Source organism: Streptomyces sp. TSRI0281 (genome assembly GCF_001905125.1).
Lineage (GTDB): Bacteria > Actinomycetota > Actinomycetes > Streptomycetales > Streptomycetaceae > Streptomyces.
Map to the genome: position 1 here is coordinate 347686 of NZ_LWLE01000003.1, position 12018 is coordinate 359703.

Annotated in this window: 11 protein-coding genes; 7 read left to right on the forward strand and 4 right to left on the reverse strand. The window is 68.8% G+C overall.

Going from position 1 to position 12018, the window contains the following annotated elements; genetic code table 11:
* The first annotated feature begins 126 nt into the window (after positions 1–126).
* The 5 genes from A6A29_RS09850 to A6A29_RS09870 all read left to right on the forward strand — a co-directional run bounded on the left by A6A29_RS09850 (position 127) and on the right by A6A29_RS09870 (position 2692).
* Positions 127–708 carry a hypothetical protein gene (locus A6A29_RS09850; RefSeq protein ID WP_073719614.1) on the forward strand — a complete coding sequence of 194 codons (582 nt, stop codon included), beginning with the start codon at positions 127–129 and terminating at the stop codon, positions 706–708.
* Positions 709–815: 107 nt separating this feature from the next.
* Positions 816–995, forward strand: coding sequence for a hypothetical protein (locus A6A29_RS09855; RefSeq protein WP_073719615.1), 180 nt, complete (start codon positions 816–818; stop codon positions 993–995).
* A 146-nt stretch (positions 996–1141) separates the two neighbouring features.
* Entirely contained in the window at positions 1142–1597 is a 456-nt protein-coding gene (locus tag A6A29_RS09860; RefSeq protein WP_073719616.1) for a BlaI/MecI/CopY family transcriptional regulator, read from the forward strand.
* A gap of 9 nt (positions 1598–1606) precedes the next feature.
* On the forward strand, positions 1607–2212 hold the full coding sequence (locus tag A6A29_RS09865; RefSeq protein ID WP_241838402.1) for an amino-acid N-acetyltransferase: 606 nt from the start codon (positions 1607–1609) through the stop codon (positions 2210–2212).
* Between the two features lie 144 nt (positions 2213–2356).
* Positions 2357–2692, forward strand: coding sequence for a histone-like nucleoid-structuring protein Lsr2 (locus tag A6A29_RS09870; protein WP_073719617.1), 336 nt, complete (start codon positions 2357–2359; stop codon positions 2690–2692).
* Here the strand turns inward: A6A29_RS09870 and A6A29_RS09875 are convergent.
* Positions 2671–3390 carry an SCO3374 family protein gene (locus tag A6A29_RS09875; protein ID WP_241838403.1) on the reverse strand — a complete coding sequence of 240 codons (720 nt, stop codon included), beginning with the start codon at positions 3388–3390 and terminating at the stop codon, positions 2671–2673. The two genes, A6A29_RS09870 and A6A29_RS09875, sit on opposite strands and share 22 nt — an antisense overlap.
* 450 nt (positions 3391–3840) lie before the next feature.
* Between A6A29_RS09875 and A6A29_RS09885 the strand changes: the two genes are divergently transcribed.
* Positions 3841–6369, forward strand: a complete 2529-nt coding sequence (locus A6A29_RS09885; protein ID WP_073719618.1) for an ATP-dependent Clp protease ATP-binding subunit — start codon at positions 3841–3843, stop codon at positions 6367–6369.
* A gap of 97 nt (positions 6370–6466) precedes the next feature.
* On the opposite strand, the gene A6A29_RS09890 is transcribed toward A6A29_RS09885, so the two are convergent.
* The gene (locus A6A29_RS09890; protein WP_073719619.1) at positions 6467–9721 is read right to left on the reverse strand and encodes a serine protease; all 3255 of its coding nucleotides are present in this window, start codon (positions 9719–9721) and stop codon (positions 6467–6469) included.
* On the reverse strand, positions 9718–10074 hold the full coding sequence (locus tag A6A29_RS09895; protein ID WP_073719620.1) for a trypco2 family protein: 357 nt from the start codon (positions 10072–10074) through the stop codon (positions 9718–9720). The genes A6A29_RS09890 and A6A29_RS09895 overlap by 4 nt, the downstream gene beginning before the upstream one ends.
* 454 nt (positions 10075–10528) lie before the next feature.
* On the opposite strand from A6A29_RS09895, the gene A6A29_RS09900 reads away from it, so the two are divergent.
* Positions 10529–11287 (forward strand): M23 family metallopeptidase, encoded by a 759-nt coding sequence (locus A6A29_RS09900; RefSeq protein WP_073719621.1) that lies wholly within the window; start codon positions 10529–10531, stop codon positions 11285–11287.
* A 128-nt stretch (positions 11288–11415) separates the two neighbouring features.
* Here A6A29_RS09900 and A6A29_RS09905 read toward each other — a convergent pair whose 3' ends face one another.
* A complete protein-coding gene (locus A6A29_RS09905; RefSeq protein ID WP_073719674.1) occupies positions 11416–12015 on the reverse strand; it encodes a TetR/AcrR family transcriptional regulator in 600 nt (199 codons plus the stop codon).
* Positions 12016–12018: the final 3 nt, after the last annotated feature.

The window sequence follows — 12018 nt, forward strand, 5'->3', positions numbered from 1 at the left end:
GAACCGTCGGCGGAGCCCCGGTGGAGTCCCGGCGGGCGCCGCGCCGCCGTCGGCCAGTTAAACGGATTTTGTCCATTTAGCACGTATTGTCGCGCCATGCCCACGCCCTACGGATCACGAGGCGGCATGGCGTTCGGTGCGGACGAGCTGCGGGTGCTCCGACGTGCCCTCGCCATCGCCCTCCACCCGACGCCCCTGCCCGACGAGGATGTCCAGGACTGCCTGCGGCTCGCGGGTGCCGTGGACGAGGCGGTCAGCGAGGCGGGGAGACTGCGCGCGTTCCTCCTCGCCGATCTCGCCCGCTACCGCGAAGCTCTCCCCGGCTCCGTCACCGGCTATCTGGAGCTCCTCCAGGACGCCGTGGCCGCCGGTTACGACCCCCGCCCGGACGATCTGGCCGCCCTGCGGGCCCTGCGCGGCAGGCCGGTCGCGGCAGCGCTCCTGGAACGCTGCCAGGTACTCGCGGAACGTTCCGTACGGGCCCGGCTCGCCGGCCGCTCCGTCGCGGTGACGGCCCCGGCGCCCCGAGGCCGGCTGCTCGCCCTGCCCGGCGGCCGCGCCGCGGAGCGGGAACCCGAGCGCCCCAAGGCCCCGGTCGCGCCCGGCCGTCCGCAGACCCCGGCGGAGCGGCCGATGCCCAAGCCCTCCGAGGTGTTCCCGCCCCGCCGCCGGCCCGTGCCGCCGCCCGGCGAACGCGCGGCGGGCTGAGGCCCGTCCCCGCAATCGCCGATCCCGGGAACTTTCCCGGCGGGACGCGGCGTCCTCCTCGGGAGGGCGCCGCGTCCCGCTGATCGGGGCTCGCTACTCTGGACGGCATGGACTACGTATCCGCGCTCGTGCCCCCCGTGGTGATGGCCGTCTTCTTCATCGCTCTGATCGTGGTGATCGTCAAGAGTCAGGGCGGTCCTAACAAGACCAAGGAAGACGCCGCCGTGGATGCGACGCTCGCCCGCGTGGAGCCGGCGAAGCAGACCGCTCGTCCGGAGAGTGTCTGACCGCTGGGCAGCGGCCCCGCGCACCCGTCCGGCGGGCGCGCGGGGCACCCCGTGCACCGTCAAGGGCGTACGGCTCATGGGAGCCGTACGCCCTTTCGCTGTGTAAATACCAGCTCATTCAAGACATCTGGCACTAAGGTGACGCTGTGCCTCGCCAATTGGGAGAGCTGGAAGACGCCGTGATGACCCGCGTCTGGCAATGGAACCGTCCGGTCACTGTGCGGGAAGTCCTTGAGGACCTCCAGCAGGAACGGTCCATCGCCTACACGACTGTCATGACGGTAATGGACAATCTCCATCAGAAGGGCTGGGTGCGCCGGGAAGTCGATGGCCGGGCATATCGATATACGGCCGTCTCCACCAGGGCCGCGTACTCGGCCGCACTCATGAACGAAGCGTGGTCCCGCAGTGACAACCCGGCGGCCGCTCTAGTCGCGTTCTTCGGCATGATGTCCGCGGAGCAGCGCGAAGCCCTCCAGGACGCGGTCCGCATGGTTTCCCCGGGCCTCACCGATCCGCCGCCCACAAGCCCCTCCGGTGACGTGTCGCCCGGTGCGGACGTGCCTGTGGCCGATGACGCGGCGCCGGAGAGCGGGCGATAGCGTCGGGGCATGTCCTCAGAGCTGCCGCATACCGAAGAGCCACCGGATACCGAAGAGCCGTCGCATACCGGGCCGCATACCGATTTTGATACCGACCCGTCGGTAAAAAAGCCCGCGATCACCGTCCGGCGTGCCAGGACGAGCGATGTGGCGTCGGTCCGCCGACTCCTCGACGGGTACGTGACCGAAGGGATCCTGCTCGACAAAGCGACGGTCACGCTTTACGAGGACATCCAGGAGTTCTGGGTCGCGGAACGCGACGAGGACGCGCGGGTCATCGGCTGCGGCGCACTCCATGTGATGTGGGAAGACCTCGCTGAAGTGCGCACCCTTGCCGTCGATCACAGCATCAGAGGTGGCGGAGTAGGTCATCACGTGCTGGACAAGCTCTTGCAGACCGCACGCTGGCTCGGTGTACGGCGGGTTTTCTGTCTCACCTTCGAAGTCGACTTCTTCGCGAAGCACGGCTTCGTCGAGATCGGAGAGACACCGGTCGACACAGATGTCTACAGTGAGCTGCTGCGTTCCTATGACGAAGGTGTCGCGGAGTTCCTCGGTCTCGAACGAGTGAAGCCGAACACCTTGGGCAACAGCCGGATGCTTCTGCACCTGTGATCGACAGAAGATGCCGGAACCCTATGTCCGAATCGCGCATGTTTCCCGCGTTCTTGAGCTCCTGAACCTCTCCCGGGGGTTTGTGTTTTCCGGGGAAAAGCGGTTTCCTTTCCGCGTACTCCATTTTCGATGAAAGGAAATCCGGTGGCACAGAAGGTTCAGGTCCTTCTTGTCGATGACCTCGACGGTGTCGAGGCGGACGAGACTGTGACGTTCGCGCTTGATGGCAAGACGTACGAGATCGACCTCACCACGTCGAACGCGGACAAGCTCCGTGGTCTTCTTGAGCCGTACACCAAGGGTGGCCGTCGTACCGGTGGCCGTGCCGCTACCGGCCGTGGCAAGGGCCGCGCCGTTGCCGGTGGTAACAAGGACACCGCCGAGATCCGTAAGTGGGCGCGCGAGAACGGCCACAATGTGAATGACCGCGGCCGCGTTCCCGCCGAGATCCGTGAGGCTTACGAGAAGGCCAACGGCTGAGCTGCCGACCCATCGGTCAGCAGTCCCATCCGGGCGCGCGACAGCCGGACCCGGTGGCATTCCGTCGCCGCCGCGTCCACCAGCCGTACGAGATCGGGGGCACCCCCACCGCTGCTCCCGAAGCCCGCGAGAGCCGGAAGTGTCGGCTCCACCTCGTGCCCCGGTGCGGGGGGCCGCAGCCATAACGCGGCCCCCGGTGAGCTTTCCGGCGCTCCGGCCGGTGCCGGGGCCGTGAAGCGGCCACCGGTGCCGAGAGCGGTCAGATCGAGGGCGACGCCGCCCCACTCCAGCCAGTCGAGCAGCCCCGGCAGTTCATCGGCGCTTCCCGCGGCCACCAGCAGCCTCATCCGCGCTCCGGTCAGTGCCACCGGGCCGGTGCGCACGGCACGCCGCAGGACCGCGAGACCGGCGTCGGCGGGCAGTTCCAGCACATCGAAGCGCTGCCCGGTCAGCAGTCGTAGGGGAGTCCTTCCCGCGGTGGCCCAGCCGAGTTCGCGCTCGTACCACCGCGCGAGGGCGTCAGCGGCACCGTCGGTGATACCGGCGGCACCGTCGGCATCAGCGGTAGCGGTGACACCAGCAGTAACGGTGGCTTCGGTGGCACCAGCGGCACCAGAGGCAACAGCACCACCACCGGCTTCCACGGTGCGTGCGCGGGCTTCTGGGGACGAGCGGGGTGGCGGGACGGTGAAAACCATGTCCGATGAACAGCCGAACCACCCCCGGGGTTACGCAGGGTTCCGGATCGATCGCGCTGGGTGCCCGTCCTGGGGGCGTGCGGAGGCATTCAGGAGCGCGGGGATGTTCGCCCGTAGCGGAGGGAACCGGGGCGCGCCGCATGGACTGTCAGTGATTGCGGGTAAGACTTTCCTAGTGGGAAGGGGCGACACGCAGGCCGAGGCGTCTCACGTTCGCCATCGGCGTACTGGCGAAAGGGGTATCTGCCTGGCCTGCGGGAACATCGTCTCGCACCATCGGGTTGGAGCAGTTGTCAGCTGTTCGGCAGTAAGTTTCCCCGCCGGTGCGGGGGTGATCCGGACGGATGTCGGCAGTTGGAATGAGCTGTCCCGTCCTGCGGGACTAGCATGCGGAAGGACTGGGAGGGGACCGACCCCTCACTGACCGACCGCTCTGAGGAGCGATTAACGATGTTCGAGAGGTTCACCGACCGCGCGCGGCGGGTTGTCGTCCTGGCTCAGGAAGAAGCCCGGATGCTCAACCACAACTACATCGGCACCGAGCACATTCTCCTGGGCCTTATCCACGAGGGTGAGGGTGTCGCCGCTAAGGCCCTGGAGAGCCTCGGGATTTCGCTCGAGGCGGTCCGCCAGCAGGTGGAGGAGATCATCGGTCAGGGGCAGCAGGCCCCGTCCGGCCACATCCCCTTCACTCCCCGTGCCAAGAAGGTCCTGGAGCTCTCGCTCCGCGAGGCCCTTCAGCTGGGTCACAACTACATCGGCACCGAGCACATCCTGCTCGGCCTGATCCGCGAGGGCGAGGGCGTCGCCGCCCAGGTCCTCGTGAAGCTGGGCGCCGACCTGAACCGGGTCCGGCAGCAGGTCATCCAGCTGCTTTCCGGGTACTCGGGCGGCAAGGAGGCGGCCACCGCAGGCGGCCCCGCGGAGGGCACGCCCTCCACCTCCCTGGTGCTCGACCAGTTCGGCCGGAATCTCACCCAGGCCGCTCGTGAATCCAAGCTCGACCCGGTCATCGGGCGCGAGAAGGAGATCGAGCGGGTCATGCAGGTGCTGTCCCGCCGTACCAAGAACAACCCGGTCCTCATCGGCGAGCCCGGCGTCGGCAAGACGGCGGTCGTCGAGGGCCTGGCGCAGGCCATCGTCAAGGGCGAGGTGCCCGAGACCCTCAAGGACAAGCACCTCTACACCCTGGACCTCGGTGCCCTGGTCGCGGGCTCCCGCTACCGCGGTGACTTCGAGGAGCGCCTGAAGAAGGTCCTCAAGGAGATCCGCACCCGCGGCGACATCATCCTGTTCATCGACGAGCTCCACACCCTCGTGGGTGCGGGCGCCGCCGAGGGCGCGATCGACGCGGCGAGCATCCTCAAGCCCATGCTGGCGCGAGGCGAGCTCCAGACCATCGGTGCCACCACGCTCGACGAGTACCGCAAGCACCTGGAGAAGGACGCCGCTCTTGAGCGCCGCTTCCAGCCCATCCAGGTCGCGGAGCCGTCGCTGCCGCACACCATCGAGATCCTCAAGGGTCTGCGCGACCGTTACGAGGCCCATCACCGGGTCTCCATCACGGACGAGGCGCTGGTGCAGGCCGCGACGCTGGCGGACAGGTACATCTCGGACCGCTTCCTGCCGGACAAGGCGATCGACCTGATCGACGAGGCCGGTTCCCGGATGCGCATCCGCCGGATGACCGCGCCGCCGGACCTCCGCGAGTTCGACGAGAAGATCGCGGGTGTCCGCCGCGACAAGGAGTCGGCCATCGACTCCCAGGACTTCGAGAAGGCAGCTTCCCTCCGCGACAAGGAGAAGCAGCTGCTGGCGGCGAAGGCCAAGCGGGAGAAGGAGTGGAAGGCCGGCGACATGGACGTCGTCGCCGAGGTCGACGGCGAGCTGATCGCCGAAGTCCTGGCCACCGCCACCGGTATCCCGGTCTTCAAGCTGACGGAGGAGGAATCCTCCCGTCTGCTGCGCATGGAGGACGAGCTCCACAAGCGCGTCATCGGCCAGAAGGACGCCATCAAGGCCCTCTCGCAGGCGATTCGCCGTACGCGAGCCGGTCTGAAGGACCCGAAGCGCCCCGGTGGCTCGTTCATCTTCGCCGGTCCGTCCGGTGTCGGTAAGACGGAGCTCTCCAAGACGCTCGCCGAATTCCTCTTCGGCGACGAGGACGCGCTGATCTCCCTCGACATGTCGGAGTTCAGCGAGAAGCACACGGTTTCCCGCCTCTTCGGTTCGCCCCCCGGTTACGTGGGTTACGAAGAGGGCGGCCAGCTCACCGAGAAGGTGCGCCGCAAGCCGTTCTCCGTCGTCCTCTTCGACGAGGTCGAGAAGGCCCACCCCGATATCTTCAATTCCCTGCTCCAGATTCTGGAAGACGGTCGCCTGACCGACTCCCAGGGCCGGGTCGTGGACTTCAAGAACACGGTCATCATCATGACGACCAACCTCGGGACCCGGGACATCTCGAAGGGCTTCAACCTGGGCTTCGCCGCCCAGGGCGACGTCAAGACGAACTACGAGCGCATGAAGAACAAGGTCAACGAAGAGCTCAAGCAGCACTTCCGGCCCGAGTTCCTCAACCGTGTCGACGACACGGTGGTCTTCCACCAGCTGACCGAGGAAGACATCATCCAGATCGTCGACCTCATGGTCGCCAAGGTGGACGAGCGCCTCAGGGACCGCGACATGGGCATCGAGCTCAGTGCCGAGGCCAAGTCACTGCTGGCGAAGAAGGGCTACGACCCCGTGATGGGCGCCCGGCCGCTGCGCCGGACGATCCAGCGCGAGATCGAGGACATCCTCTCCGAGAAGATCCTCTTCGGTGAGCTGCGTGCCGGTCACATCGTGGTCGTGGGCACCGAGGGCGAGGGCGAGGAGAAGAAGTTCTCGTTCCGCGGCGAGGAGAAGTCGGCACTGCCCGACGTCCCGCCGATCGAGCAGGCGGCAGGCGGCGCCGGCCCGAACATGACGAAGGAAGCGTAGGGGCGCGTAGCGCCTGAGCGTGCGGGGGCTGCCCCGGACCGGTTTCGACCGGTCCGGGGCAGCCCCTTTTTCGGGGGTCGGGGTGGCGGGCTGTGGCTCAGTAGGTCTCGACCGTGAGCCGGTCGCCCAGCTCGTCGCTTCCGAGCAGCGGTGGCGGCTGGTGGAAGCCGGAGCGGACCGTCACCCGGAGGCCGGGCCACGCCAGCAGCGGTGTGAGGTCCAGCTCCGGTGTGTCCACGGCTGTCCTCAGGGTGAGGACAGCGAGTTCGGGAAAGAGCCCACGCAGAAGCGACACATCCTCGCCGTTCTGCGGAGCCGGGACCGTCAGGCTCCTCAGCGACGGGACCGCTCCGGCGGAGGCGAACGGTCCGGCCCACGGGAACGCCGTGAGCAGGAGCCTGGTGATACGGGAGTTCTCCCGGAACCCGGCCAGCACGTCGTCCAGCGGGCCCGGTGCGTAGACGCTCAGCGAGGTGAGTGACTTCCACGCTCCGAGACCGTCCATCGGCAGCGGATGGCTGCTGCCCACGCTGAGGTGACGCACCATCGAGTGGGCGGGCAGTTCGCTCAATCGGCCGGGACCGGCGTTGTTGACGTTCAGGCGCTTCAGGCCGCGGATGTGAGAGGTCGCGGGCAGCAGGCTGAGCTGTTGGCCCATCGCGTCCATCGTCAGGTTGGTCAGCGCGGTCAGTACGGCGAGAGGGGCGAGGTCCTCGACCGCAAGGCATCCGTGGATGCTCAGATGGCTCAGCGTTTCGGCCTGGGTGCTCAGTGGGGGCAGGGACGTGAGGCGCGCGGTGTCGAGCACGAGTGTTCTCAGTCGCATCCGGGCCAATGTGGTGCCGACCTCCGTGTCCTCGACATCGCCGAGCAGACGGAGGTGCTGAAGGGCGGGCAGATGCCGCAGGGCACTCACCTGTTCTCGGCCGACGCTGACGAGTCCGTTCGTCAGATCACAGTGGGCCAGTACCTCGGACGCGTACTCGGCCGCAGGGAAATTGGCCCATCTGTGGGCGAAGAGACCGCCGTGATCGGGATGGGAGAGGGCCCAGGCGCGGGCATGGGGAATGGCCTCCCTGCCACCGACCCGGCCGATCAGGTCGATTACGTATTCGGTGGAGACCGAATCCGACGGCATGCTCTCCGGCGAGGGAAGGAATAGCAGGGCGGCGGCGCCGAGCCGGGTCAGCGAGTCGAGGTGGTTGTGGTCGGCCGGCGGGAACAGTGCCGCCGTGCTGCGCCGGACCCGTTCCCGTACCGCGCTGTCCAGCCAGGTGGCGTGCTGCTCGCACAGTGCGGCCAGGACATGGATGCCGGTGCGTGCCTCGGACCGCTCGGCGTGCCTCTCCCCGGCTTTCAGCAGCCCATCGATCAGCAGTGGGAGCTGGTGGCGGCTGCAATGCCCCGCCGCCAGCAGGATCACGTCCTGCCAGGCTTCCTCGTCCGCGTGGCGCAGCAGCTCGTTCAGGTGGTCGTCCTCGATGAGCTCCTTCGCGGCGAGGAAGTCCTGGAAGGTGCGGTGGACGAACTGGTAGGTGTCGTCGCTGTGCTCCTGGAGGAGGCCGCTGCGGTTGAGGAGATGGGTGAGGATCTTCTCGGGCGGCCCCTGACCGCTCACCCGCTCCATTCCGGTCAGGCCGCGGGCCAGCTGGCGCAGGGCCTGTTCGCGGGTGAACTCCGACTGGCCCTCGCGGACCAGCCAGACGGCGAGGCGCTGGAGGAGCTGGGTGTGCTCCTCGACGTCCATCTCGATGCCCTCGGGGTCCTCGATGCGACGGCGCCGGTCCCGGTGGCCGAGCAGCATCTCCAGGGACGAGCGGTACAGCTTCCAGCGGGTCTCGGGCAGGAATCCCTCGCGGCGGCGGTGCAGGGCGCAGATCACCGCGCAGAGCAGCGGGGTGCGGGCCAGTTCGCGCAGACCGGGGTTCCGGTCGAACTGCCGGGACAGGTCGCCCTCCAGCTCGTCCAGCCGCTCCCGGTCGTCCTCCTCGGTCAGCCGGGCCGCCCGGTGCCAGGAGGCCACGAACGCCTGGATGTCCTCGTCCCGCATTGCCAGCAGCCGCAGCTCCTCGAATCCCTCCGAGTACAGCCAGTCCGGCTCGACGGCGAGCGGCCGGACGGTCGTGACGCACCGCGTGTCCGGGTAGCGGCGCAGTAACTGGGACAGCCAGCTGTGCGCCTGCTCCCGGTCCTCCGGCGGCACCTCGTCCAGTCCGTCGACCAGCAGGAGCGCCCGGCCCGACTCCAGGACCCGGCCGGCCCATCCCTCGGGGGCCCGGTCGACCACCAGACCGGCCGCGTCGGCCAGCTGCGCGGGCCCCGGGAACGTACCGCCACGGGCCCGCAGGGTGCGCAGCGGCACCACGAAGGGCACCAGGCCGTTCAGCGGGGCCAGCGCTCCGTCCAGGGTGCGGGCCGAGGCGTGGGCGGCCAGCCACCACAGCAGGGTGGTCTTCCCGGCGCCCGCCTCGCCCCGCAGCAGGACCCGGGGGCGGTCGGTGAGCAGGGCGTCGATCCGCTGCGGCGGGGCGGGCGCGTGCTTCGCCGTCCGGCCCGCCGGTGCCTGCGCCTCCAGGCTGAGGTAGGCGGTGTCCAGGTCCCATTCCGAGTCGTGCCGGCCCAGCTCGTCCAGCCCGAAGATCTTCGTACGCCGGTACGCGGCGCCGATCGCGTCCGCGTACTCCTCCCCGTACCGCAGGTCCACCGGGAAGTGGCCGTGTACGCGTTCGTGGCGCGGGTCCATGCCGGACTGGCGGCAGACGAGCTGGAAGGGCTTCGCGCCGAGCAGGCCGCCGAGCGGGACGCACTCGACGCGCCGTCCGCCGCGCCCGTCGGGGATCTGGCGGGCGATGCCGAGCAGGACATCCCCGGCGAAGACCGGCCCGCCGGAGAGACCGGCCAGCACGGAGGGCTCACCGTCCGGGCGGGGGGCCGGCGGCCGGTCGAGTTCGCAGACCAGCAGGTCGCGCATCCGCCCCGCCAGGGGCAGAACCGTCGCGGTGTACTGGTCGGCCTCCACGTGCTTCTCGGTGCCGTACCGCTGGATGCGGGGGAATCCGGTGATCTCGCAGCCGGGGATCGCCTGCTGGGTGTCGAGGAGGCCGAGCCGTACGGGGTCCACGGGCAGCATCGGAGCGGTGGTCCGGAGCAGCGCGGCGTCCAGGGCGTGGTCGATCCAGGCGACGGTCGCGCGGGCCCGGCCCTGGAGATCGGGGTGAGCCGCGTAGCAGTGGGTGCCGTTCTTGACGACATGGGCGCAGGTCAGGATCAGCCGGTCGGACAGCAGGACACCGCTGCCCTGGAGGGCGCCGGAGACCACGACCGTACGGTCGGCGGGCCGCACCTTCGTCACGGTCGCGCCGTCCCTCCCCCGAAGTGCGCGGTACTGCCCTCGTCCTCATGGCCGATCTCCCACGCCTCGCCGGTCACGGCGTTGCGGGGGGTCAACGTGAAGGCGACCTTGTGCGTACGTCCGGTGGCGCGGGACGCGTCGGCGCCCGCCTCCACCACCCACGCCTTCACCTTGCCGCCCGCTTTGGCCTCCTTGCGGAGTTCGAGGGTGAACTCCATCTGGATGTCGCCGACCGCGAAGGAGACGGGGTGGTCCGTGGCCCGGGTCGCCGCCTCGACGAGCTGGTTGCGGATGGATTCGACGGCGTCGGCGAGCTCGATGCCGTCCAGCGCGTGGGTGTTCTCGTCGGTCATGGGGTCCCCCGGGAGCGGTTCCGGACTCTCGTCGGCGTCATGCCGTTGCAGGCCGAAGGTCCCGAATCGGACAGCCTTTGGTCCCACCGGCGGTGACAAGGCGCACAGCCTGATCGGAGCGTACTAGGCGGCTTAGGAGACCGGGCGGTGATCGCCGGAGGGACCTTGGTCCCGGGGCGGGGAGGGGCGTTGGACGTTTCGGATGAAAAGCCTGTATCGCGGCGTGATGTCCGTTTGGGGGCGCACGGAGCAGGGGTTAAACCTGCTCCGCGAAAAGGATTCCGAAGGCTGCCGGGGTCTCCCGACGTGACCCTTCGCGGCGAATTCCCGAGGGTTCGTCTACGGCTTTTGATCGTAGATGGGGGGGTTGAGCATGGGTTGGGGTGCGGGTTACCAAGGTGGGGCAAGCCCGGACAACACGCCGGGTCCACTCACCTCCGGAGGACTTCCCCGTATGTCGAAGCGCGCAACGATCCAGCACTCCACCCGCCCGTCCGTGTCCCGTGTCCGTGGCGCCGTCGTGGCCGTCGGCCTCGGCACATCGATGGTGCTCGGTGCGGGCGCCGCGTTCGCGTCCGGCACCACGGGCGCCACCGGCACCAGCGCCCACCTCGTCGGCAGCGTGACGGCCGACTCGGTCGCCCAGCAGGCGGCGGCGCAGGGCAAGGCGGCCACCACCGCCAAGAAGGCCGCGGCCGACAAGGCCGCGAAGGCCAAGCAGACGGCGGCCCAGAAGGCTGCCGACGCGAAGAAGAAGGCAGCCGCCAAGAAGGCGTCGGCGAAGAAGAAGGCCGCAGCCTGGGAGGCCCCGGTCGACCACTACACGCTGAGCGCCAGCTACGGCACCGGTGGCGCCCGCTGGGCCGCCAAGCACTCCGGTCAGGACTTCGCCGTGCCGATCGGCACCAAGGTCGAGGCCGCCCACTCCGGCACCGTCGTCAAGGCGGGCCCGAACGGCGGCGGCGACGGCCCCGCGTACGGCAACGCCGTCGTGATCAAGCACTCCAACGGCAAGTACTCGCAGTACGCGCACCTGTCGAAGATCAACGTGCACATCGGCCAGCACGTGAACACCGGCCAGAAGATCGCCCTGTCCGGCAACACGGGCAACTCCAGCGGTCCGCACCTGCACTTCGAGATCCGCACCACGCCGAACTACGGCTCCGCGCTGAACCCGGTCGCGTTCCTGCGGTCCGTGCACGTCTCCGTCTGACGGAGACCGGCCTGACCAGGTGGACCTGACCCGGTAGAGCCGGCGGGGACCGGCCCGACCCGGTAGGCCCGGCGGGACGGGCCCGACCCGGTAGACGGACGGGGACGGGCCCGACCCGGTAGACCCGGCTACGCTCCCGGGGCCCCGGGGTCGGCCCCCGGGTCATGGGCTCGTGTCACCAGCTCGACGGCGACTTCGAGGACAGCGTTGCGCTTGTCCTCGGGGTCGCCGTCGACGTCGTTCATGCCGAACATCCCGGCGTGCAGTGTGAACAGCGCGCTGAAGCAGCGCACCTGATCGGTGAGCGGTGCGTCCTTGTCCCGGATCAGGCCCACCAGGGTCAGGACCCGGCTCTTGATCGTGTGGCCGATGCTCAGGTCGCGTACGGTCGCCTGGTTCTCCTGCATGAAGCGGAAGAGCGGGGCGGCGCCGGCCAGCGCCTCGCTGTAGCGGGTCAGGATCTCCGTCTTCGTCTCCAGCGTGCGCGGCTGCGCCTCGCCCCAGACGATCAGCTCTTCGACGGGCCGGTTGAGGTCCTCGAAGATGCTGTTGAGGATGTCTTCCTTGGTCTTGAAGTGGTAGTACAGCGCGGCCTTGGTGACGTCCAGGTGTTCGGCGATCTCGCGCAGTGAGGTCTTCTCGTACCCCTGCTCGGCGAAGAGCTCCAGGGCGACGTCCTGAATGCGCTGGCGCGTGTTGCCCCGGCGCGGTTGCGGCGCACTGCCCATGCC